This window comes from Mycoplasma anserisalpingitidis (assembly GCF_007859615.1).
Classification (GTDB): domain Bacteria; phylum Bacillota_I; class Bacilli_A; order Mycoplasmatales; family Metamycoplasmataceae; genus Mycoplasmopsis; species Mycoplasmopsis anserisalpingitidis.
Map to the genome: position 1 here is coordinate 331,290 of NZ_CP042295.1, position 24,904 is coordinate 356,193.

Sequence of the window (24,904 nt, forward strand, 5' to 3'; positions counted from 1 at the left end):
AAGAAAGGAAAAAATGCGTAATAGTGAATTTATTCTTAATAAAAAAGGCAAAAATAAAGAATTTTCAGCTTATAAAGTTTTTAAGCAATTATTAAGTTATGTTCAAAATGAAAGAAAACGTTTAATTTTTGGTATATTTTGTTCATTGTTCAATGCGGTTTTCTATGTTTTAGGAAGTATCTACATCGGTTATGTTTTTAGAAATTATTTTGAAGTAATTTTTACTAATTCTGATCCAAACTACGCTATTGCTAATTTTGATGTGTTTCACTTTTGTATTGACTTAATTATTCTTGGTGGTGCTTTTATTCTCTATGGTATTTTTAGATATATTGAGAGTGTTATATATATAAGAATTTCATATAATCAAGCAACCAGAATGCGTCAAGAAGTTATGGAAAAATTAATTAAAATGCCTATTTCATACTATGATAAGCAAAAAGCTGGTGATTTAATTTCTACAATGATTAATGACATTAATAATGTTTCTAATACCTTGATGAATACCTTAAATCAATTCTTTTCTAGCTTTTTTAATGTAGTAATTTCGATTTGCATAATGTTTATGATCTCTTCGGTATTAACGCTAATTGCTGTACCAATGTCACTTATTTTATTTGGCCTATCTCTTTTAGTTATTAGACGTGCACAACCGTACTTTGTAAAGGTTCAAGACTGTTTTGGTAAAATGAATGCTTTTGTCGAAGAAAATATAGCTAATATTAAAGTTACAAATTCATTTGATAGAGAAAAATTAGTTTTTGATCAATTCAAGTTAATAACTCAAGAAATTAAAAGGACTGCTTATAAAGGTGATCTTACTGCACGTTCAGTTGATCCTTGATTTGGTTTTACATCATACTTTGTCAATTTAGCTGTTTCAGCAATTGCAGTTGCATTCTATTTTGCAAAAATTAAAGTTTATGGAATGAGTTATTTCGGAGCAAACGCTGATGGAACAGCTAGTGGTGGATTAATCATTACATTTGTTGCATTAAATTGAAATTTCATGGGACCATTTAATACATTATTAAACATTAACTTTTCACTTCAAGTTGGTATTGCTTCATCGAATAGAATTTTTAAATTATTAAATCTTAATCCAAACAAAGATCACACTGAAGATATTTTCTTAGAAAAAATAAATGGTGAAATTGAATTTAAAAACGTATTTTTTAGATACAGTAAAAAATCTAAGAAATATCAACTCAATGATGCTAGTTTTACCGTCAAACCAGGTCAAACTGTCGCTATAGTTGGACCTACCGGAGCTGGAAAAACAACAATAGTTAACTTACTAAGCAAATTCTATGATTATGAATCAGGTTCAATTACTGTAGATTCACATGAATTAAGACATATTGATACTGAAAATTTAAGAAATTTAGTTTCAGTAGTATTACAAGATTCATTTTTATTTAATGACACAATTAAATGAAATCTAACAATGGGTAATGAAAAAATAACTGATGAAGAAATCAAAGAAGCGGCTAAATTAACCGGAGCTGAACACTTTATTAATCAATTCCCAAATAAATATGAAACAAAAATTGAAAATAATGGAACTAATCTAAGTCAAGGTCAAAGACAATTACTAAATATTACTAGAGCAATTTTAGCTAATAGAAACATGTTGATTTTGGATGAAGCTACGTCAAACGTTGACTCTCAAACTGAAAAAGTTATTCAAAATTCATTATTGAAGTTGATGGAAAATAAAACAAGTTTTATTATTGCTCACAGACTCTCTACAATAAAAAATGCTGATATGATTTTAGTTGTTGACAATGGATATATCATCGAGAGAGGAACTCACAAAGAGTTATTAAATCGAAAAGGTTTCTACTATAATTTATATAGTTCAAGCTTTAAATAATAATTAAGGAGAAAACATGAAAAAAACTAAATATATATTAACAAGTGCTGCAACTTCAGCAGTAGGTTTAACAAGTATGTTCTTTGTTAGTTGTGAAGATACAAATAGTGAAGAATACATTTACAAAACACACAAGGTTGAGATTGAATTGTTATTAGAAAAATGTTCTCAAACATTAAATCAAATGAATGGAACACTCATTTCGGCACCCGCTGACTATCCATATTTAAAGAATCAATACAACGATTTTAATGAAAAATTCACAAATGCTAAAGAAAGTGAAAAAATTTCATTAGATTACTATAGAAGTCTTGTTGAATTTGACAAAACACTTGTAAAAAAATTAAATTCAAATATCGAATCTAAATTGAATGAATTAAAAAACCAAATTAAAGAAATTCAAAAAGAAAAAGAAGAACTTAGTTCTTCAGCACAAAAAGAAGCTGCTGAAAAGGACAAATTAATTCAAAACCTACAAAATGAATTAAATAAGTTCGAATCTGAATTAAACAATATTAAAAATTCTTGAGTAAAGAGAAATTATTCTGCAAAAAATACCTTATTAGACTTAACTAAATTGACTATAGAAACTTTTAATGTGTTGGAAAAGAGACCTGAATTAAAATCATTTTATGATGAATATAAAGAATTTTTTAACAACGAAACTGCTAAATATAATGAAATTTTAGAGGAAGAAGATAATTATAGTTCTTTAAGAAACTTTACATATCGTATTATTCAAGCGACTCTAAGACTTTCTTCAATTAACGATATAGCTGCAAGAACATTAAATCTTTCTAATAACATTGAGCAAATGAACTTTATTCTTGATCCACAAACTGCCAAAAATGATGCATTCAGTTCATTGTTTGATTGGAGAATTTCTGATTTAGATAAATTACTTTCACACTTATCTAGTGAAACATTAGAAATAGAAGATGGAAAAAAAGAAGAAGTTATCGAAACAGTCAAAACAATGAAGCAAAGATATTTGGAAAAGAAATCTGAAGCAAAAACAGCTTATGAACAAGTGGTTTATTTTGGATATCTCGAACAAGCTTATTGATCAGTTTTAATTAAAGACGGAACTATTGATGAATATATTCCTCAATTAAAAGCAGGTTTTACTGTTTCAGAAATTTTCAATAACGGTAAAATCACAGATGAAAATGTTATTAAAAAAATTAATGATTTTACAGAAAAAACTAGAGATAGAATTAATGAAATTGTTAAAAAATATTGAGCTGACTTAAGATCTATTTATAATGCAAAAACATACAATTCATTATATAAAAATGCTTATGACTACAAATACATTTTATATGATCAAAGTGTTAAAAATGTTAACGAAATCATGGGTAAATTATTTGAAAACTCATTAATTGATGCAGACCTACAAGAAAAATTAAATAAAGAATTTTTCAACGAACAAATTAAAACAATCAATGAACAATCTTCAAAAATATTAAGAAACGAAAGTGGTTCATACAAAGGTTTATTTGCTGATTTAATCAGAAACTTAGATCTTAATAGTCCATTTTACCCTAGTCTTATTCAAAAATTCTCTCTTTTTGATAATTCAACCAATATTTCAAAAGCATTTAATAGTAGAACAGACACAGTGCAAGATGCATACAATAGATATTTAGGTCTAAAAATGGAATTAATAAAATTCCAAACTACACTAAAAGTACTTGGAATTTGAGATACATTAGGTATAAATCTTTCTGAAAATACTGAAATCCGTGAGTTAATGCACTTGGATGATGAATACAGCAAATACATCGAAATTTTTAACACTACTAGAGAAGAAGCGGAAAGACTTGAAGAATTAAGAAAACAAACAACAAAAGCTCAAATTGAAAAAATTCAAAAATTAAAGGATTTAGTTTATCAAGCTTTTGAAGACTCTTATAGTGCTTGAGATTTAGAAGATTTTACAACTAAAAAAGAAACAATTGTAAGTTTATTAAAACAATCTAAAGATGGTTTGAATGAAAATTATGGAGAAGGAAAATTATTAACCCAAACATCTGATTTAGACTATTTAGTTCAATATTTTGACGAGAAATTCGAAGAAATTAATTCAATAGTCGCCCTTAATGATGATGAAGCAAGTTCAAAATTCAGAGAAATAAAAGATTTAGTTTCATCAATTAACTCAGAGTTTGCAAATGTTTTAGATTTAATTGAAGGTGGTGAAGAGAAAGCATCTCCAATCGAAATTGAAACTAAGAAAAAAACTCGTTTTGAGGACTGAATGAATCAAGTTGCAAATATAAAATCAAATGCAACTGGTATTGATGAACAAAAAGCAGCGATTAAATCTATTTGATCTCAACTAAATATGATTGAAAGTGATATTTACGATTATTACGATGGATTTAATGATGAAATTTTCTCAAATGCTGCTACAGCTAAGAGTGAAATTAGAAAAATCAGAACTGAAATATTAAACAACAATGAATTAAGTGAAGATGAAGTCAATAGTAAATTAGTTCAAGTAAACGCTCAAATTGATGTTATTGTTAATGACATAAAAGATTTAATTAAAGCTTCAGAAGAAAAAATCAAAAAGTATGAACATGATGCTGAAATTGGTCAACCAGGTTATGAATATAAAATTAAAGCTTTAAACGCTCAAGAAATTAACAAAATCGTTTCTGGACAAGAAATTTACGTATTACTTCGTAATTTCTTCCAAGATCAAGAAAATTACATTAAATTTAGAAACAATTTCCTAGATAAAAATGAGAAAAAACAAGTCGATCATGACGCTTATTTAGTAACTACTAAAGTAACTAGTGATTACATCGACACTCAAAAATTCAAATCACTTACTGAAATTGATATTACAAGCATTTTCTTCAGTGATGAGCGTGAAAATGATGATAATGTTTCAAACATTAAAGCACAATTTAAAGCTGATTTAATGTCTAAAGAGATGAACTATTATAAAGCATTAAATAAATTAATTTTTGCTGATAACAATTCAAATATTGAAGAAATAAAACAAGAAGTAACTAAAACTAGAAATGAATATTATTCAAAATTATATGAAAGTGGTGTAATTATCGAAAATAATTCAACCACAAAATTCAGAACAGATGATTTAGGTGCAAACCCATCTATTGATAAATTTGTTGATTTAGTTGCTGAATATGCTCAATTAATTGCATCACAGAAAGTTCTTGCTGAAATTCAAGATTTAAACAAATAAATACTAGCTTAGGCTAGTTTTTTATTGACAAAAATTAAAATGTGAAACAAAAAAGGACTGAGTCCTTTTTGTGTGAATTATAATTTATCCTGAGTTTCCAAGTTAGAGTCGTTTTTGTGACTCTATTTTTTATACCTTTTATACTACGTATAAAAGAACACAAAATAATTTAATTTTTTTGCACATAATTACATTGTAGTTGTGGTATAATATAAGTTATGAAAAAAGATAAATGAATAGTTGTAAAAAGCAAAAGAAAAGATGAATATTATATATCATTAGCAATCAGTGGCGGATATGGTAAAGGTTATAAAAAATCAATCGGTATCGGAAGTTTAAGTGAACTACAAAAATTCAACTCTGATCCAATTAATGCTCTTAAAACTGAGTGTGAAAACTGAGATACTGAGTGAGATAGAAACAAATTAAAACCAATAGTTGACAAATTCTTAAAAAAGAATCAAACTAAAATTAAAGTTTCAAATTATTCTCTAGAAATTATTAATAAATTTATAGATAAATTAAATATTTTTAATGATTTAAAATCAACGAAATCAAAAAATGTTGTGGACATTTTAAGATATATGCTTCAAAAAAGAGTTGTTGAAAAGAAAAGTATTTGAGGAATTTTCAATTCACAAGAAGAAACTGATACTGAATTAAATGTTGGAAAAACTAGTTTCTACAATGCTTTAGATTACTTATTTGATAACAAGGAACAAATTCTTAAAAATATAAATAATCAATTAGTATCAGAAAATAAGAGAAAATTACAAGTTCTTTGATATGACACAACAACTGCTTATTTTGAATCATTTTCAAGAATAGGAATAAGAGTACAAGGAACAAATTCTTAAAAATATAAATAATCAATTAGTATCAGAAAATAAGAGAAAATTACAAGTTCTTTGATATGACACAACAACTGCTTATTTTGAATCATTTTCAAGAATAGGAATAAGAGTACCTGGTTTTTCTAAAGATGGAAAATTTAAAGAAGATCAAGTAGTTATTGGTTTAATTACAGATGAAAACGGAATTCCATTGCATTATAAATTGTTCCCCGGAAATACAACTGATTCAAAAACTTTCATTCATTTTATGCTTGAGATGAAAAGAGTTTATGAAATTGAAAAAGTTGTAATTGTTTGTGATAAAGGGATGAGTACAAACGCTAACATTAGATTTTTAGAAGCACACGGTATTGACTATATCATTTCATATCGTATGAAAGCAGGAAGTAAAAAAGTCAAGGAATACGTCTTAAAACAAGATGACTACGTTAATTATGGTGGAGATTTTAAGTATAAGGAACAAACATATTTTTCAACTTGACAAAATGGTAGAAAAAACGATAAAGTGAGACGAAGAATTATCTCTTACTCTTCATCAAGAGCTTCAAAAGACAGAAAAGATAGAGAAAATTTAGTCAATAACTTCTATAAAAAAGCTAAAAACGGAATGGTTTCAGCTTCTGATTTAAAAAGTGAGACGAAGAATTATCTCTTACTCTTCATCAAGAGCTTCAAAAGACAGAAAAGATAGAGAAAATTTAGTCAATAACTTCTATAAAAAAGCTAAAAACGGAATGGTTTCAGCTTCTGATTTAAATTCAATTAAAAAATATAAATTCTTCCAAAAAGTTAATGAAGACACATTATACAAATTGAATTACGACAAAATTGAAGAAGACGAACAATTTGATGGATATTACATTTATGAAACATCTTTATTAAACATATCTCCAAGTGAAATTATTTCAATTTATCAAAAACAATGACAAATAGAAGAAAATTTTAGAGTTCTTAAAGGTACTTTGGAGTTAAGACCAATGTTTGTTTGAACTTACAAGCACATAGAAGCATACGTTTTATTATCTTTTTTAGCTTTAGTTGTGCTTAAATATGCAATTATTCAATTAGATCAATTAGCATTAAAAGACAGTGGTTTAGTTGAAAAAACTTCTGTTATGAAATTTATAGAGATTCTTAAAACAGCAATCAAAATTAGTAAAGAAGTAAACAATGAAGTTATTTCTGTAGAATATGATAATTCAAGGAAATTAAATGAAAATTTAAGATACTATGAAACATTAATAACTAAATATTTATAAATTACAATGTAGATTTTATAAAAAGTTAAAAAAATAGCGAAATAACCGCTAAATTTGTTGTTTTTATTTTTAACTTGGAAACTCAGGTTTAAGATACTATGAAACATTAATAACTAAATATTTATAAATTACAATGTAGATTTTATAAAAAGTTAAAAAAATAGCGAAATAACCGCTAAATTTGTTGTTTTTATTTTTAACTTGGAAACTCAGGTTAGGCTAGTTTTTTATTGACAAAAATTAAAATGTGAAACAAAAAAGGACTGAGTCCTTTTTGTGTGAATTATAATTTATTTTTGCAATCACCAGTATTAACATATTGATTAATGTTATTTAAAGTATATTCAATCATGTTTGATGCAGCTTCGTCAGTATATGAACCGATGTGTGGTGTAACTAATAATCTAGGGAATAATTCATTGCAATCTTTAACAAATTGACTATTTACATCAAGTTTTTTACCAAAATATTCAGATTCATAGTTCAATACATCAATTCCTGCTCCATATAGTTTGTTAGATTTAACAGCATCGATGATATCTTGGTTATTTTGAATTTGTCCACGAGCAGTATTGATTAATACAGCGCCGTCTTTCATTTTTTCGATTAAATCTTTATTAATCATTTCATCATTTTTACCTTTAAAATAAGGCATATGGAATGAAACAACATCAGCTTGAGCAAGTGCTTGATCTAAAGTTAAATATTCAATAACATCCTTAAAGTTATCATTTGGATATAAATCATATCCAACAACTCTAGCTCCAAGACCTTTGAACATTTTAGCAGCTTCAAACCCAATTTTACCTGTTCCGATAATGGCTACTGTGCTGTTTTTTAATTCTTTTGAGAATCCATTTGGATCTACAGTTAAATCACCACTTAAGGCTTTGTGAGCAAAATAAAGTGATTTTCTTGTTAACATATGAGCCATTGAAACAGCTAATTCAGCGATTGCTGTTGGTGAATATGAAGCAACTCTAGCTAATTTAAATCCTTGTTCTTTAGCGTAAGGAATATCAATGTGATCATATCCAACTGTTCTAGTGAATAAATATTTAATTCCTTTAGCTTTAACAGCATCAATAATTTCTTTATTAACTTTATCTTGACCTCTTACAACTACTACATCAACTCCATCAAGTAAATCCATTCTGTCAAGGGAAATAACTCCAGTAGCTAATTTAAGTTCATAATTGTATTTTGAACTTAATTTTTCAAATAAAGGTCTTTCAACGTCTCTAACTCCAAAAAATAATACTTTCATCATTTTCTCCTTTTATTAGATAAATACCACGTTTGAAATAATTACTCAAATTGGTAAGATGATAACTGCAAGTAATGTTGATAAAGCTGAACATTGTGCAGCAAATTCTTCTTGAGTTTTGTATTGAATAGCATATAGAATAACAACAGTAGCAGGTGGTACTGAGGCAAAAATTACCATTGAAATAGCAATTTCTCTATTAATTAATCCACCATAGTTAAGACCTAACATTACTAAGAATACAATAAGTGGTATTAAAATAAGTTTTTGAAGACTGAAGATTCATACTCATTTGTCTTTTACGGCAAGTTTTAAATTTGACGCTGCAAGAGTAATACCGATTGCTATTCATGTAAGTGGTGATGCTAATGAACCTAAGTATTCAACGGTTTTGTAAATTCAAGGTGCTGTTACTTTTAGTTCAAATCACCCTGTAGTTCCTTTTTCTCCAAATGTTGCAGCACCAGGAATCATTGTTGTTAATCAACAAACAAGACCGATAAATGTCGCGATAACAATTGGGTTTACAAAAGCTGTTTTCATGGCTTTTTTGATGTTTTGTCTATCAACGCGAACACCAGAAACCATTATGAATGCAAATGAATATAAGAATATTCTATATGGAATATTTCACATGTTAGCAGAAATAACACCATCAGTTGGATATAAACTTTTAATTACAGGTAATCCAAAGAATGTTGTACTTCCGAAGATTAACATCATTCAAATAATCAAAGCTCTTTTTTCAGTTAAGCTTCCATTTGGATTTGCAATTGTATTATTTTGCATTTTTGATGAAGCTTTCTTAGCACTTTCAGGGAAAAATTTAATTCATAGAACTGAACAGATGCTTAATAAAATATAGAAAGCAAATGCAACTCCTAAAATAATTCCTTGTTGTTTTAATTGTTCTAATGAAGCTGTACCCATAAATCCTTGTAAAGCTAAGGCAGGAACAGAAATTGAAAGAACAACTTTACTAAGACTTCCTTTTCATTCTTTTTTAAGAACGTTCATTTTTGTTAAGACAAAACCTATACCAATGATAATTAAGGTAGCTAAGATAGCACCCCAAAGATTAACATTGCTTAAAGTTTTGACTAAAACTTCTTTAATGTCTGTCATTTTAAATAACCTTTCTAAATAGTTTCTAATTTATTCTAATATTTATTTATTTTTATATTTTCAAGAGAGTTTTTTTAAGTAAAAAATATGAAAACATATTCACTAGATTTTTGCAATTTCTATTGAAAATTTAATCTAGAAATCTATCAATTTATAGAAATGAAAAAATATTTCTCTAAAAGATAATTTAAATAAGGATGTATAATATAAATACTATTTAAAAGGAGAAATAATGGCTAGATTTAAACGTATTTTTATGATAGTAACCGATGGTTTAGGAATTGGACCAGATCGTGACCAAAAAGCTTTTGGTGATAAAGGTGCTAACACAATAAAATCAGCTTCATTAGCTGAAGAATTTAAAATTGATAATTGAAAAAAACTAGGGATTGGTAATATTGCTGAATTAAATGGAAATTACCACGTTCCAAAACCACTTGCATATATGGCTAAAGTTCAAGAAGTTTCTAATGCAAAAGATACTTTAGCAGGACATTGAGAAATGATGGGAATTAAAACTCTTGTTCCATTTCCTACTTTTACAGAAAATGGGTTCCCAGAAGATTTAATCAATGAACTTTCTAAAGCTTTTGACGGAAGAAGAATCATTTGTAATCGTTCAGGTTCTGGAACAGAAGTTATTGATGAATATGCAAAAGAACAAAAAGAAACTGGTGCAATCATTGTTTATACTTCAATGGACTCAGTTCTTCAAATTGCTGCTCATGAAGAGTGAATTGGTTTAGATAACTTAAATAGATATGGTCGTGAAGCTAGAAGAATTTGTTCATCAAAACCAGAATGAAACGTTGGAAGAATCATTATTAGACCATTTATTGGTGAAGATGGTAAATATACAAGAACTTTTAACCGTCATGACTTTGCGAACCAACCTAGAAAAATGATTTTAAATAAGCTGCAAGATAAGGGTGTCGAAGTTGTTTCAATTGGAAAAATTAATGACATTTTTGTTGGTCAAGGAATTTCAAAACACTTACCAAGTGGTTCAGATGATAAAGGAATGGATATAACAATTGAATTGGCATCTGAAAAATCAGAAAATAAATTTATTTTTACAAACTTAGTTCAATTTGACTCGCATTATGGACACCGTCGTGATGTACATGGATATGCTCAAAATATTGCTAACCTTGATGTTAAATTAGGTAAATTAATTAATGTTTTAAATGATGATGACTTACTAATAATAACTTCTGATCATGGTAATGACCCACTTTATCCTGGATTCAACCATACAAGAGAATTTTTACCAGCGACAATTTATTCAAAATCATTCAAAAATCCTAAAGTTCTTCCAAACTTTAATGGTTTAGGAACATTAGGAAATATTGTTGCAAGAAACTTTGGTGCAGAAATTGAAACAGAAACAGGTGATGATATTTTTGATCAATTAGTGTAATTAAAGACATTTTGTCTTTTTTTATTGCACTATTAAACAAATAAAATTTAAATTGAAATAATAAGGTTTTAATTTCTTATAATTATTAAAAATTAACAACACTTTAGGATATAAAAAAGATAATTTAGTAAAATATATTAGATATTAATTTTGGGAGGAATTATGGATAAAAGCGTTGAATTAGATAGGGCAAAACTTATTGCTGAACAAATTGTTGAATTAAAGAGTAATCTTAGTGAACTAAATAAGGAATTAAAGGAACTTTTTAAGGATACAGATGTTCCAGTCAAGGAAACTTTATCTACTGGTGGACAATTAATTTATGAAATTGTAAAACCAAAGCCTAAATTTGATTATGTCACTTATTCAGCGTTTTTATATCAGAGTATAAAGCAAGGTAAAACTTTAACTGAAGATGAACTTGATGATTTACTCCCTCAATTCACTATTGAAAAAAATGAACGTTGATCATTAAAGGTAAAAAAATAAATAGTGGAGGTGATTTATGACTTTAAAGAAAATAAATGAATTAAAAATCAAAAAAACTTTAGAAATTCGTGATAAATTTACCTTCATTATAAATGTTATGTTGAAAGCTGAATTTGAATTATTTTTTGAGAAACTACTGAATAATTTAATCTCAAAAGACGATGAGAAAAAACCTCAAAGAAATGGCTTTTACAAAAGAAAAATCCAAACTAGATATGGTTATGTTTATTATGACTATCCAAGAATTAGAAACTATAAATTCGTTTCTGAAATAATGTCTAAACATAAAGTGAATCTACCTGAATTTGAAGAATTATTGACAATAATTCTAGAGATGAATCCAATTAATCAACCCGAGCTCGAAGGAGTTTTAAGGGATTTTTTTACCACGAAATTATCAAACGAATTTTACAAAAAAGTTACTCCAATTATAACTAGATACTTAATGAAATAACAGTTATTTCGAAAGGAATTTTATGACAAACATGAAGAAGTATACAGCTTCTTATTTTGAAAAAACCAAAGTTATTCTTGAAAATGAGAAACCAAACAATGTTATTATTCTGCAATTTTTTCAAAGAAAAGATAATGCAATTTTAGCTGGAATGAGTGAAGTTTTAGAACTTCTTGAATCACAAACTGATACATCAAAATATACAATTAGATACTTACCTGATGGAACACATATCAATAATTTAGATATTGTACTAGAATTGGAAGGACATTATCATGATTTTGGGATGTGAGAAGGTGTTATTGATGGAATTTTAGCTAGAAGTACATCGATTGCATCAAATGGATATGCTTGTGTACAAGCGGCAAAAGGTAAACCAATAATTTTTATGGGAGATAGAGCTGATCATTACATTAACCAAGAAATAGATGGAAGAGCTATTGCTCTTGGTGGAATCAAAAGTGTTTCTACAGATGCTCAAAGACAAGAAGTTTCAGATGAAGTGTTTGGTTCAGTACCACATGTATTAATCCAAGGTTTTGGAGGTGATTTAGTTGCTGCAATGAAAGCTTATTATAAACATTTTCCAAACAACAAACTTATCGCTTTAGTTGATTATCATAATGATGTCATTTCTGAGTCAACTAAAATTTTTGAAACTATGGGAGATAAAATTTGAGGTGTAAGATTAGACACTTCAAAAAATATGGTTGACCATATGTTTGATAATGAAGAAGCTCAATATGGAGTTAATGTTGAGCAAGTTAAAAGACTTAGAAATCACTTGGATAAAATTGGTGCTAAAAATTATAAAATTGTAGTTTCAAGTGGTTTTAATCCTGAAAAAATTAAATTATTTGAAGATAATAATGCTCCAGTAGATTTTTATGGAGTTGGACAAAGTATTTTTAAACTTTCAAATTCTTTTTCGGCAGATGCAACTGTATTAAATGGTAAACCAGAAGCTAAAGAAGGACGTGGTTATAGACAAAATCCTAATTTAATTGTTTATAATTCTAAAAGGAGATAATTATGATTTTTGATAAATTAACAAATATGCACAAATACAAACACATCAGTAAAGAAATCGAAACTGCATATAAATGAATTAAAGAAAATGATATTAAAACTTTCGAAAATGGTAAACACCAAATTACTGATAAAATTTGACTTGTTAAAAAAGAAGTTAAACCAGTTGACATTAAAGATTTAGTATGTGAAATGCACTACGAAACAATCGATATTCACTTATCATCAGGAGTTGAAGAATTAGTTGTTTTTGCTCCTCAAATCGAATTAAGTGCTAAAGATATTTTAAGAGAATACGATAAACAAAGCGATACAGTATTATTCAAAATGAAAAATAAAGAAACAGTTATGAATTTAAGTGAAGATTCATTTATGTTATTTATGCCTTTTGAAACACACTGTCCTTCAATTAACCCAAACATGGAAGTGTTAACTAAATATATTATCAAAATTAAGGTTGATTAGATAAGTATGTGAGCTAGTTTAGCTTGCATTTTTATTTTATAAACTAAAACATTAAAAAATGAAAATGAAGAATGTTATAATTATTATGAACATTATAAAGCATTGGGTTTCGCTCCAAGTAAAATTAGGCGAGGTTATAAGGAATTAAATCCACTAGGATATATTATGTGGAATTATAATGTTCTTACCACTTCGATCGAAGTGGTTTTTTCTTCATTAGAGGGTAAAAAAATCATGAACTTTTGTTCATGATCTACAACTACATTCTTATATTTCCAGCGGTTCTTGGGTAAGGAATTACATCTCTGATGTTATCAACACCAGTTACATACATTACAAGGCGTTCAAAACCTAATCCAAATCCAGCTGATCCACTATCACCAAATTTTCTTAAGTCTAAGTATCAAGATAAATCATCAGCAGGAATGTTTAATTCATTAATTCTTTTTAATAATTTATCATAATTTGCTTCACGTTGTGAACCACCAATTAATTCACCAATACCTGGAACTAATAAGTCAAAAGCAGCTACAGTTTTATTGTCGTCATTTTGATACATGTAGAATGCTTTAAAGTCTTTAGGGAAGTTAATTACAGCAACAGGTCCATTAAATAACTGTTCAGAAATATATCTTTCGTGTTCTGTAGCTAAATCTAAACCAAATTTAATATCTTTATTTTCAAATTTGTCTTTAACTTTAGCTAATTCAGCGATAGCATCTTTATAATCAATAATATGTAATTCATTATCTAAAAATTTGTTTAATCTATTGATAAGTTCTTGGTCGTGATGTTTAACTAAAAAATCAAATTCAAATTTATTTTTAGCTAAAGTATTTCTTATAACAACTTTTAACATATCATCAGCAAGATGAATAACATCATTTAAATCATAGAAAGCAACTTCAGGCTCAACCATTCAAAATTCAGCAGCATGTTTTTTAGTATTAGAATGTTCAGCTCTAAAAGTCGGAGCAAAAGTATAAACTTTTTTCATTCCAATAGCATAAGATTCTGCATGAAGTTGTCCTGTAACTCCTAAAGTTGATTTTTTACCACCAAAAAATGGATTTTTTGAGTTATCATCAACATTAAAAGTTTCACCAGCTCCCTCTCCATCATTAGATGTAATAATTGGACTAGACATGTAATAGAAATCATTTGCAATGAAATATCTGTGAATTTCTTGTGCTAATGTTGAACGAATTAACATTGCCGCACGCAAAATATTTGTTCTATGTCTAATGTGAGGTAATTCTCTAAGTAGTTCAAGTGAAATTTCTTGATTTTGAATCGGAAAATCTTCAGTGTTTTTAAGTAACTTAAATTCACTAACAACCAATTCAATAGGTTGTGGTGCACTTGGTGTTGCAACCAAAGTTCCAACCACTTCAATAGCAGCACCGATCTTTACAGTATCTAGTAAACCAAAATCAAATTTTTCACCTTTTATAACTAATTGAAGGTTATTTACTGTTGAACCATCATTTAAATTTATAAAACGCATTTTATTATTTCCACGGTTTGAAGAAACTCAACCACTAATTTTGAAGTTTTCTCATTTGTCGTAATAACTTGGTTTTAATAAAACTTTTTTAACTGAATGCATTTTATACTCCTTAAGCATATATAATTGTTTTTTATATTATACTAGTAATTTTTTTAATCAATTTAATTATCTAATATAAAAATTAGATGATTGAAATATATTTCCAAGTTTTGTTTTACTATTTTTTTAGATAAAAATGACACCTTTGATGTCAAAATTTATTTATGTCTTTTTAAGTAAAAAGAGATTATTTTTTCAATAGTCATTTTTATGTATTTCTCATTGTTTTTTAAGTAGTCAAGAAAATCGTTATGTATATTTAGTTTCTTTTGAACTTCAAAAATTTTATTGATTATCATCATTTTTTGTAAATCATTACCCTTGTGTATTGTGCTATGACAAGAAGGACAAAGAGGTACCAAGTTCAGATAAGAGTTTATTATTTCGGTATTTAATTTTTTAACATTGTACATATTTCTGAAGTGTTCTTTAGGTATAAAATGATGTAAATGTAATGAAGTTAATGATGGATTTTTCTCAAATGAATTTCAATTAATGCTGTCTTTGTTTATACATATATTCTCACCTACAGAACATATACACCTATTAGGAAATAAATCAAATACTTTTTTTCTAATTCCTGGTGCTATTTCTAACGCTTTATAAACTATCTTAGGATATGGTTCAAGTGGTATTTGTTTTATAAATCTTTCGCAAAAATCTTTTAATTTATTTATATCATCATTAGATTTTAATGCATCTTCTGAAACATAATAAAAATATTTAGATTTTTCTTTCCTTATGTTTGATACAGTTTTAATTTTTATTCCATAATTCTCTTTTCAACCATTTACTGGAAAAAGATCTTCAAAATTAAAGTTTAGAAATGAATTACTAGAATAATCACTAAAGCAATATTCTTCAAATGATTTTTCCTAAAAAAATGTAATAGTATTTTTTACCAAAATGTTTAGCTATAGAAACTAACATGCAATCAAAATTAAAATTCTTAACTCATCTTAAAAATTTGTCTGATCTTATTCTTATCTTTGTTGGATCAGTAGTTAAACACATAGATTGTATGTTAGCAAAAACAATTCTATCATCAGTTATTTTGGGATAAGATTCTCTAATTATTTTCAAAATATCTGATTTTAAAAATAATTCTTTGTTTTCAATAGTATTAATATTTTTTTCATCATTTAAAATATCAATTACTCATGAATAATTAGGCATTTAAATTTCAAACTCCTTAAAGATATCTTGAATCAATTTACTTGGAATATGACTCGCAGGACCAGCTTCACTTAATTGTATTGGTGTTTTTTTGTCTTTTTGAGAAATTTTAGATTTACTTTGTTTCATAACAAAATCTAGACCACCCATACCAGATTTTACATTTCTAGCCTTTATCATTTTATTTATTGATGAGATACCAATCATTCTACTATCTAAACTTTTAGGAACTTTAGTATTTGGGTCATCTTTTAAGACATAGTATTTTACTCCGTCAATTTCTTCAATCGTGTATGGAGGTTCAATTTTACCTTTTAGTAGTTCTATTTTCACATTACTCAAAAAATATGTTGGCTTCGTTGTTAGAAAACCATATTTACCATAAGAAGCTTCATTTAAAAAGCAATTTTCTGGATTATAAAAATCTTTTCTATTCAATGTTATATATTTTCAAATTAATGAAGATTTAGGGTTTTCAATATATCAATATTTTGGTTTAAAGTTTTTGATTAATTCAATTGAATTATCAACACATTTTTTACCTAATTTGGCTATATATAATTGTGTATCAGCATCAAGATTTTTTGTAAAACCACTTTTTAAACGTTCAAATTCATCTTTTGGTCTAAAGATTAATTTGGTTCTATCATTATTATATTTTCAAAAGCAAGTTCCGCCGCCCTTCATATTCAAAACACAACTGAAAGATTGACACAATGTAGATGATACGATTATGTCAGGTTTTTTAATCTGACCTGATTCAATCATTTTCTGAAATATTTCTGTAATATTATCTTGTGATAAGTCAATTCAGATATGATTTTGTCTAGTTGGTTCAGTAACATCAAAAGTATAAATTTCATAATCATATTTTTCATTATCATTCAGAGCTTTAAATACTGAATTTTGACCACCACCAAATAAATCTCAAACAATGATTTTTTGTTTTTTATTTAAATTAGGAACAACGTTATTATTAATTAAATTAACTTTTTGTTCATTGTGTGAATGAATATTTAATTCAGAGTACGTATTATAATTATTTTGTGTATCATTTAGTTTATTTTTCATTTGTTCCTTTCTAAATAATTAAATTTTAAAAATTATGAATTTACCGAAATTTAGAAATAAAAATTGGGTAAAAACATAATTTTAATCCTATTTATTTGTAAATTAATTATACAATATTAAATCTTTAATTTGGGAAATCGAAAAAATATTTTGCTAAAAATGTGAAACTTTAGTTAAAATTAACCCCATGATCACTAAGGATATTAAGAAACTCATTTTTTAAATATTTATTTATTTGTGCACCAGCACTTTGAAGATAAAGATTGTAATCATAAAAGAGATTAAAAATTGACTTTAAGTCCTGGTTAGGGATAATTTCCAATGCGTGATTTTTACATAAAAAACCACCTTTGTAAATTTTAAAATCAACTAAATCTTTTTGTTTTAGACATTCTACACAAGCACTTAGAACTGGTTTTATTCCGAAATTATAAATTAATTTTGACAGTAAAATAGTTATTAAAAAATTATTTTTACCTTTTCCAATATTGTCTATAAAATAGTAATAGAAGTTAATTATATTATTCTTAAAATTGAAGTTTTTTAATATTTTGCATAGTAACATTACTGTTTTAATTTCACTTTGAGTTTGACTCTTAACTTGTTTAATTAGAGTGGCTTTTTTTAACTTACCAACACTACCTTTAAGTCTAGCTTTAAAAAAACTTATTTCAACAATTGATCCAATAAAGAGATTGTAGCGATTTTTACTATCAGGTTTGGTTAAACCATGTGCATAAAGTTGCATTATTCCATCACTTGTTAAGAAAGTCAGAAAGCTTTTATTATCATCAGAGTGAGTTAAACTTAGTAATATTGCTTTACATTTTGATTCGGCCATAAATATATTATAATTTTTTTAAAACTAATTTAAAATATTGTAAGTATTTACTTACACAAAAGAGGCATAATGGATTTAGAACAAGCAAGAGAAATTTTTTTACAGGTTTTAAGTAGTATCCCTGGTATTGTAAGTATTCATGAAATTAATTTAAGTAGTGAACAAATTGATGAAGAAAACAAAAAAGACATAAGTGAAATTTTACAAGTAGAAAAACTTCAAAAAGGTTGACGTTTTGGTTGCTCATTAGTAATTTTATATGGTCTATCAGCTAAAAGCATTGTTAATCAAATTTACAAACAACTTAAATTTATTCTAAGTAAAAATAAAGAAAAACTTTATGGAATAAACATTTTTATTAAAGGAGTACATTATGAGTAAGAAGTTAGATGGTAAGCTGTTTGCTCAAGCAGTTATTTCAGGTTCTAATGCTCTTGTTAATGCAAAAAATAGAATTGATGCATTAAATGTCTTTCCGGTTCCTGATGGAGATACAGGAACAAATATGGCTTCAACTATTCAAGGAGCTGCTTCAAAAATGAATTTTGAACAAGCAAACTTAAGTAAAATATCTGATGAGATTGCTAAAAATATGCTTCTTGGAGCTCGTGGGAATAGTGGAGTTATTTTAAGTCAAATTTTTCGTGGTTTAGCAAACGGTTTTGTTTCAATCAGTTCTGCAAGCACTCAAGATTTAATTTTTGCTTTCACAGCTGCGACTAAAAAAGCATATAGTGCTGTTTTAAAACCAATTGAGGGTACTATTTTAACAGTTATTCGTGAAACAAGCGAGATGCTTTCAAAAGAATTTAAGGATCGTAATGACGTAGAGTTGGAAGAATTCTTTAAAAAAGTTGTTGAGTTTGCACGTACCTCTTGTGATAATACACCTAACAAATTAAAGACTCTAAGAGAAGTTGGTGTAACTGATAGTGGTGGTGAAGGACTTTACACAATTTTTAATGGAATGTATCAATTCTTTGCAGGTAAACCAGTAGAAATTTCTCAAAGTAGTGAACAAATTGATAAATTTATCAATGACACTGAAGTTTATGATGGTGAATTTGGCTATTGTACAGAATTTATTATTGATTTATCAAGTCCTGAAGGTTTTGATAAAGAAGAATTCACCAAAAGCATTGGAGAGATTGCTACTAGCTTAGTTGTTGTTAATGATGAAAACATATTAAAAGTTCATGGTCACACCGTTAAACCTGGTGACATGTTGAACTTTGGACAAAACTATGGTGAATTCATTAAGATTAAATCCGAAAATATGACACTACAAGCTAATAATTCTAAAGCCACTGCTGAAGACTTAAAAGAAACAAAAGATGAACAAAAGAAAAGTCTTTGCGGAATAATTTCATGTAACTTAGGTTCAGGAATTATTGAAAGAATGCGTGAATATGGTTGTGATTACATAATTGAAAGTGGACAAACTCAAAATCCAAGTGCTCAAGATTTAATTGAAGCAATTAATGCTGTAAATGCTGAAACAGTTTTTGTACTACCAAATAACTCAAACATATTACTTGTCTCACAGCAAGCTGCCCAAGTGGTTAATGACAAAAATGTTATTATCATTCCTACTAAAACACAAATTGAAGGTATTACTGCTTTAATAAACTTTAACAAAGATAATACTGCAGAAGATAATCAAGAAATTATGCTTGAAGCTATCAAAGACGTAACAACTGGTGAAGTTACTAAAGCAGTTAGAACTACTAAACTTAATGGAGTAAACATAAAGGAAGGCGAATATATTTCAATTACTCGTGGCCACATTATTGCTTCATGCGAAACTTATTTAGAGTCATCTAAAAAATTAATTAATAAAATGGTTAAGACAAACCATGAAATTATAAGTATTTATTATGGTGATATAGCTAGTGAATCAGATGCAATTGAATTACAAAACTGAATTGAAGGAAATTTTGATATTGAAGTTGAAATCATTAACGGAAATCAGCCAAATTATCAATTTATCATAGGTGTAGAATAATGAATTTCAAAATCGCTTTTGATGTTAATGGTAATGATAAAGGAGTTGAAGCTTCAATTAAAGCATCACTTTATTTTGTTAAAGAAAATCCAAATATTGAAATAGTTCTTGTTGGTGATAAAGTTCAAATTGATCAATTTTTAACAGAAAAACATTCTCAAATAAGTGTTATAGATAATCCTAATACAGTTAAATTTGATGAAAACATTAGAAATATGCTCCGTGAAAATACTTCGATGAAAGAAGCTATTAATTTAGTAAAAAATAATCAGGCTGATGCAGTTATAACAAGTGGTGATTCAGGTTCATATTTAGCTCTTTGTACTTTTATTCTTGGTAGACTTGAAGGAATTTCTCGTCCTGCATTTATGCCAATTATGCCTACAATTAAGGGAAAAAAATTTCTTTTATTAGATGTTGGTGCAAACTTAAATACTAAAAGTGATTTTCTTGTTGAATGAAGTGTTGTTGCCAATGAATATGCCAAAGTTTTATTAAATGTTGAAAATCCTAAAGTTGCTTTATTAAATATTGGTACTGAAGATTACAAGGGACTTGAAATTGTGCGTGAAGCTAACCAAAAATTAATACAAGCAAGAAACTTGAATTACATTGGTTTTCAAGAGCCAAGAGACATTTTAAATTATACAACTGACATTGCAGTCATTGACGGTTATGGTGGAAATTTGGTCTTAAAATCACTTGAAGGTGCTATTCTAAGTTTTAAAGATTTAATCAAGCAAAATATTATGAAAAAAACTTTAAGAAAAATTGGTTATCTTTTTCTTAAAGGTGCATTCAAAGATGTCTCTGAAACTTTAGATTATAGAAATGTTGGGGCCGCTTGAGTTATTGGTCTTAAAAAACTAGCTATTAAAAGTCATGGTTCAAGTGACTATAAATCTTATGTTGGTGCACTAAATCAAATTAAATTAGGTTTGAATAAAAACTTAAATCAAAAAATTATAAGTTCACTAAATAATCTTTCATCAACTGAATAGTTGATGTTTTTATTATTTACATTTATTAAATAAAATATTAAAATATATAATATAAAAACAAAGTAGGAAGAAATGGATATAATCAAAGCTAAAAATCTAGATGAATTTTTTCATTTTAACGATATAAAACCCAAAAATAAAGCATTATATATTTTGGCTTTAACTCACCCATCTAAAAGCCAAAATAATAAACTTCAAAGTTATGAAAGACTTGAGTTTCTTGGAGATTCATTGCTACAATTCATAACTACCTCGTATATTTATAAAAAATTTCCAAAAATGTTACAAGGAAAAGGTACTTTATTACGTTCTAAAGTAGTAAGTACTGCATCACTTTCAGAAATTTCACAAATGATCGGTCTTCCTAAATTAGTTTATTCAGCTGGTGGAGAAGCAGCTAGAGAAGTTAAAACTTCACCTAAAGTACAAGCTGATTTATTCGAGTCGATCACTGGTGCAATTTTTGAAGATTTAGGATTAAAAGAAACTATAAAATTTGTTGGAAAATTTCTTTATCCAGCAATTGACAAATTTTATAATAAAGAAAATAAAGATGCAAAAACGGTTTTACAGGAAATTTTTCAGTCGATGAATAAAATGTCTGTTATTTATCAAGTTGAAATTCTTGATGAAAAGCATTTTGTTGCCAAAGCAATTCATGATGGAATTGTTTATGGTGAAGGGATTGGATTAAGTAAAAAAGAAGCTGAGATAAAAGCTGCAGAAAATGCGTTGAATAAACTTAATCTGGAAACTAAGGAGAATAAATAATGAAATTAGTAAAAATTGAAGCACATGGATTTAAGTCATTTGCTGATCCGATCGTTTTAAGATTTGATGGTGGAGTTTCAGGAATTATTGGTCCGAACGGTTCTGGAAAAAGTAATATTAATGATGCTATAAAATGAGTTTTGGGGGAACAGTCTTCTCGTGAACTTCGTGGTGATAATATGGATGATGTAATTTTTGCTGGTTCAAAAATTATTCCCGCTATGGATAAAGCATATGTAACTCTAACTTTCGACAACCGTGAACATTTATCGAAATTTGAAGAAGACTACATATCGATCACAAGAAAAATTACAAGAAATAAAGGTAGTGAATATTTTATTAATGGTGAACCATCGAGACAAAAAGATATTAAAATGATTGCGATGGAAACCGGTATTGGTAAATCTTCTCTAGCGATTATTTCTCAAGGCACTGTTGCTGAAATTGCAGAAGCTACAGATGAACAAAGACGAGCGATTTTCGAAGAAGCTGCTGGTGTTTCTAAATATAAACTCAAAAAAGCTGAAACAGAAAGAAAACTTGAAAAAACTTCTCAGTCATTAAGTCAAGTCAAAACTATTATTAATGAACTTGAAAAACAACTTAGTCCACTTCAAAAACAAGCTGAAAAAGCTAAATTATTTATTGAAAAAACAGAACAATTAAAAAAGGTAGAAATCGCACTTCTTGGTAGAGATATTACTATCGGAACTGAAAAATTAAATGCTTTAAGTGAAAAACTTAGAGGTGTAGATGAAACTAAAGTTGATTACAAAAAACGTATTGATGAATACAACAAAAAATGTTCAAAATTAACCATTGATATTAGTGATCTAAGACGCGGAATTAATGAAAAAAATGGAAAAATCAATGCTTTAAGAGATAGTTACAACGCTTTATCAGTCGCGGTAGAAAAAGAAAAGCAAAGAAGAGAATTGATTGCTTCAGGTCAACTTAGAAGTAGCAATTCCGAAAGACTTAGCGCACTTAAAAACTTAATTGAAACTTCAAACCACCAATTAAAAACTTATGATGAGCAAATTGCTAAATTAAGTTCTCAAAGAAATGAACTTGATAAACTAAATGACAACCTCACAATCCAAAAAAGATCTATTGAATTAGATAAAAACGAGAAAAATAAGAAAAAAATAGAAATTGAAACAAATATTAGAATTCTTAAACAGCAAAAGGAAAGTCATAGTAATTTATTTAAAGGAACAAAAACAATTCTTGACAATAAAAGATTATTTAAAGGATATAAAGGACTTGTTGCTGATTTAATTGAAGTTGATAGTGAATTTCATACTGCAATTGACACAGTTTTAAATAATGCTACACAATATGTTGTTGTTAGAGATAGTGAAACTGCTGTAGAAGCGGTCAACTTTCTTAAGAAAAATCGTGGTGGAAGAGCTACATTCATTCCGATGAGCTCAATCCAAGCTAAGAGTGTTCGTGACGACCATCTTTTAGCAATTCAAGGATATCCGGGTTTTATTGCAATCGCTTCCGATTTAGTTAAATATGCTCCTGAATTCAAGTTGCTCGCTAAATTCTTATTAGGAAATATTATTGTGGTTGAAGATGTTGAATCAGCTAATAAAATTTCTGAAATTATTGATAAAAAATACATGATTGTAACTAAAGATGGTGACACTATTAGAGTTGGTGGTGTTGTTGTTGGTGGTGAAAAAATTAATAATGCTAGTTCATTGCTTGGGGTTGATGAACAAATTCTTAAATTAGAAAATTTACTACCACAAATTAATGAATATTTGGATGAAAAAGAAAATTTAGTTTATGATATTTCAAATAAAATTGAACAATTATTCAGAAATAAAAACGAAATTGATAAACGCTTAGTATCAATATCTGAGTATAAAAGAAACACTGAAAAAGAACTTGTTGAATATACTAATGAATTAAAAAATCTAACAACAGAAGAAATTAAATTTAGTGATGAAGTTAGCGATGTTAATGTTGTTGATATTGAAGTGGTAAAATATAAATTAGAAGAACTTCAATCTTCACTTAAAGTTGACTACTCACTTTTAGAAAGATATGAATCTGATTTTTCAAGATATAACAGTGAAAAATCAGAATTAGAAAGATTATTAACTGACTTAATTGAAGATTATAGTGAAGATTCAACTAAATATGAATTAACTAAAAGAGCTCTAGAGAATGATAAATTCAGATTAACCAATCATTATAATTTAACTCATGAGTATGTTATTGCTAATTATATTTTAGAAATTGATCCTGAACAAGCTAGAGATTTTGTTGATAAAACACGTCAAGAAATTGAAAAAATTGGTAATGTTAATATTGATTCTATTGAACAACTTGGTGTTATTCAAGAACGTTATGATTTGATTAAGAAAAATAATGATGAACTTGAAGAAGCTAAAGACACAATTATTGCCACAATAGCCGAAATGGACAAATTAATTATTACTAGATTATTAAATATAGTTAACGATGTAAATAGTGAATTTGATGAAATTTTCAGAACTATGTTTGGTGGTGGAGGAGCTAAAATATACTTCACAGATAAGAATGATATTTTAAATAGTGGAATTGGTATTGAAGCTCAACCCCCAGGCAAAAATATTAAAAATCTTAAACTTTTCTCAGGTGGAGAAAAGTCACTTATAGCAATCTCTTTACTTTTCGGAATTCTTAAAGCTCGTCCTTTACCTCTTTGTATTTTAGATGAAGTTGATGGAGCTCTTGATGAAGCTAACGTAGTTAGATTCGCTGAATACTTACAATCTCTTAAGAATAAAACTCAATTCTTAGTAATTACTCATAGACACGGTTCAATGTCTAGAATGGATAATCTTTTTGGAGCCACAATGCAAAAACGTGGTGTTACAACATTCTTTAGTGTTGAATTAGCTCAAGCTAAAAATATGGTTGAAGATGTAAAAACTGAACAATAATATTTATTGCTTGCGATTAAGGAGAAT

22 protein-coding genes are annotated in these 24,904 nt (G+C 27.5%); 15 read left to right on the plus strand and 7 right to left on the minus strand.

Annotated elements, in window-relative coordinates; all coding sequences use genetic code 4:
- Nucleotides 1–13: 13 nt before the first annotated feature.
- The 5 genes from FRW55_RS01325 to FRW55_RS01345 all read left to right on the plus strand — a co-directional run bounded on the left by FRW55_RS01325 (nucleotide 14) and on the right by FRW55_RS01345 (nucleotide 7,209).
- A complete protein-coding gene (locus FRW55_RS01325) occupies nucleotides 14–1,876 on the plus strand; it encodes an ABC transporter ATP-binding protein (RefSeq protein ID WP_146368407.1) in 1,863 nt (620 codons plus the stop codon).
- Nucleotides 1,877–1,892: 16 nt separating this feature from the next.
- Nucleotides 1,893–5,096, plus strand: coding sequence for a hypothetical protein (locus FRW55_RS01330; protein ID WP_146368408.1), 3,204 nt, complete (start codon nucleotides 1,893–1,895; stop codon nucleotides 5,094–5,096).
- Nucleotides 5,097–5,314: 218 nt separating this feature from the next.
- Nucleotides 5,315–5,953 (plus strand): hypothetical protein, encoded by a 639-nt coding sequence (locus FRW55_RS01335; RefSeq protein WP_146368325.1) that lies wholly within the window; start codon nucleotides 5,315–5,317, stop codon nucleotides 5,951–5,953.
- A 40-nt stretch (nucleotides 5,954–5,993) separates the two neighbouring features.
- The gene (locus tag FRW55_RS01340) at nucleotides 5,994–6,641 is read left to right on the plus strand and encodes an IS1634 family transposase (protein ID WP_419673236.1); all 648 of its coding nucleotides are present in this window, start codon (nucleotides 5,994–5,996) and stop codon (nucleotides 6,639–6,641) included.
- On the plus strand, nucleotides 6,583–7,209 hold the full coding sequence (locus tag FRW55_RS01345; RefSeq protein WP_146368327.1) for an IS1634 family transposase: 627 nt from the start codon (nucleotides 6,583–6,585) through the stop codon (nucleotides 7,207–7,209). The genes FRW55_RS01340 and FRW55_RS01345 overlap by 59 nt, the downstream gene beginning before the upstream one ends.
- Nucleotides 7,210–7,492: 283 nt before the next feature.
- On the opposite strand, the gene FRW55_RS01350 is transcribed toward FRW55_RS01345, so the two are convergent.
- A complete protein-coding gene (locus FRW55_RS01350) occupies nucleotides 7,493–8,476 on the minus strand; it encodes an NAD(P)-dependent oxidoreductase (RefSeq protein WP_146368823.1) in 984 nt (327 codons plus the stop codon).
- Nucleotides 8,477–8,491: 15 nt separating this feature from the next.
- Nucleotides 8,492–9,601, minus strand: coding sequence for an AEC family transporter (locus FRW55_RS01355; RefSeq protein ID WP_146368409.1), 1,110 nt, complete (start codon nucleotides 9,599–9,601; stop codon nucleotides 8,492–8,494).
- A gap of 232 nt (nucleotides 9,602–9,833) precedes the next feature.
- On the opposite strand from FRW55_RS01355, the gene FRW55_RS01360 reads away from it, so the two are divergent.
- From FRW55_RS01360 to FRW55_RS01380, 5 genes are all read left to right on the plus strand, one after another.
- Entirely contained in the window at nucleotides 9,834–11,021 is a 1,188-nt protein-coding gene (locus FRW55_RS01360; protein ID WP_146368410.1) for a phosphopentomutase, read from the plus strand.
- Between the two features lie 162 nt (nucleotides 11,022–11,183).
- On the plus strand, nucleotides 11,184–11,510 hold the full coding sequence (locus FRW55_RS01365; protein ID WP_146368411.1) for a hypothetical protein: 327 nt from the start codon (nucleotides 11,184–11,186) through the stop codon (nucleotides 11,508–11,510).
- Nucleotides 11,511–11,526: 16 nt separating this feature from the next.
- Entirely contained in the window at nucleotides 11,527–11,964 is a 438-nt protein-coding gene (locus FRW55_RS01370; RefSeq protein ID WP_146368412.1) for a transposase, read from the plus strand.
- A 22-nt stretch (nucleotides 11,965–11,986) separates the two neighbouring features.
- Nucleotides 11,987–12,994 carry a nicotinate phosphoribosyltransferase gene (locus tag FRW55_RS01375; protein ID WP_146368413.1) on the plus strand — a complete coding sequence of 336 codons (1,008 nt, stop codon included), beginning with the start codon at nucleotides 11,987–11,989 and terminating at the stop codon, nucleotides 12,992–12,994.
- 2 nt (nucleotides 12,995–12,996) lie between these two features.
- Nucleotides 12,997–13,458 carry a NanQ anomerase/TabA/YiaL family protein gene (locus FRW55_RS01380; protein WP_146368414.1) on the plus strand — a complete coding sequence of 154 codons (462 nt, stop codon included), beginning with the start codon at nucleotides 12,997–12,999 and terminating at the stop codon, nucleotides 13,456–13,458.
- A 259-nt stretch (nucleotides 13,459–13,717) separates the two neighbouring features.
- Here FRW55_RS01380 and asnS read toward each other — a convergent pair whose 3' ends face one another.
- The 5 genes from asnS to FRW55_RS01405 all read right to left on the minus strand — a co-directional run bounded on the left by asnS (nucleotide 13,718) and on the right by FRW55_RS01405 (nucleotide 18,155).
- A complete protein-coding gene (gene asnS / locus FRW55_RS01385; protein ID WP_146368415.1) occupies nucleotides 13,718–15,067 on the minus strand; it encodes an asparagine--tRNA ligase in 1,350 nt (449 codons plus the stop codon).
- Between the two features lie 158 nt (nucleotides 15,068–15,225).
- Nucleotides 15,226–15,834, minus strand: coding sequence for an HNH endonuclease signature motif containing protein (locus FRW55_RS04240; RefSeq protein WP_146368824.1), 609 nt, complete (start codon nucleotides 15,832–15,834; stop codon nucleotides 15,226–15,228).
- 79 nt (nucleotides 15,835–15,913) lie between these two features.
- Nucleotides 15,914–16,243, minus strand: a complete 330-nt coding sequence (locus FRW55_RS01395) for a hypothetical protein (RefSeq protein WP_146368416.1) — start codon at nucleotides 16,241–16,243, stop codon at nucleotides 15,914–15,916.
- Nucleotides 16,244–17,314, minus strand: coding sequence for a C5 methylase (MAV1virus-like) protein (locus FRW55_RS01400; RefSeq protein ID WP_146368417.1), 1,071 nt, complete (start codon nucleotides 17,312–17,314; stop codon nucleotides 16,244–16,246).
- A gap of 169 nt (nucleotides 17,315–17,483) precedes the next feature.
- Nucleotides 17,484–18,155 carry a recombination protein O N-terminal domain-containing protein gene (locus tag FRW55_RS01405; RefSeq protein ID WP_146368418.1) on the minus strand — a complete coding sequence of 224 codons (672 nt, stop codon included), beginning with the start codon at nucleotides 18,153–18,155 and terminating at the stop codon, nucleotides 17,484–17,486.
- A gap of 69 nt (nucleotides 18,156–18,224) precedes the next feature.
- Here FRW55_RS01405 and FRW55_RS01410 point away from each other — a divergent pair, with 69 nt between their 5' ends.
- The 5 genes from FRW55_RS01410 (at nucleotide 18,225) to FRW55_RS01430 (ending at nucleotide 24,877) form a co-directional block, all read left to right on the plus strand.
- Nucleotides 18,225–18,536 carry a hypothetical protein gene (locus tag FRW55_RS01410; protein ID WP_146367289.1) on the plus strand — a complete coding sequence of 104 codons (312 nt, stop codon included), beginning with the start codon at nucleotides 18,225–18,227 and terminating at the stop codon, nucleotides 18,534–18,536.
- Complete coding sequence (locus FRW55_RS01415; protein ID WP_146368419.1) at nucleotides 18,529–20,160, plus strand: DAK2 domain-containing protein; 1,632 nt, start codon at nucleotides 18,529–18,531, stop codon at nucleotides 20,158–20,160. The genes FRW55_RS01410 and FRW55_RS01415 overlap by 8 nt, the downstream gene beginning before the upstream one ends.
- A complete protein-coding gene (gene plsX, locus FRW55_RS01420) occupies nucleotides 20,160–21,161 on the plus strand; it encodes a phosphate acyltransferase PlsX (RefSeq protein ID WP_146368420.1) in 1,002 nt (333 codons plus the stop codon). Before FRW55_RS01415 ends, plsX begins: the two co-directional genes overlap by 1 nt.
- A gap of 72 nt (nucleotides 21,162–21,233) precedes the next feature.
- Nucleotides 21,234–21,932, plus strand: a complete 699-nt coding sequence (gene rnc, locus FRW55_RS01425) for a ribonuclease III (protein WP_146367292.1) — start codon at nucleotides 21,234–21,236, stop codon at nucleotides 21,930–21,932.
- Nucleotides 21,932–24,877 carry an AAA family ATPase gene (locus tag FRW55_RS01430; protein ID WP_146368421.1) on the plus strand — a complete coding sequence of 982 codons (2,946 nt, stop codon included), beginning with the start codon at nucleotides 21,932–21,934 and terminating at the stop codon, nucleotides 24,875–24,877. The genes rnc and FRW55_RS01430 overlap by 1 nt, the downstream gene beginning before the upstream one ends.
- Nucleotides 24,878–24,904: the final 27 nt, after the last annotated feature.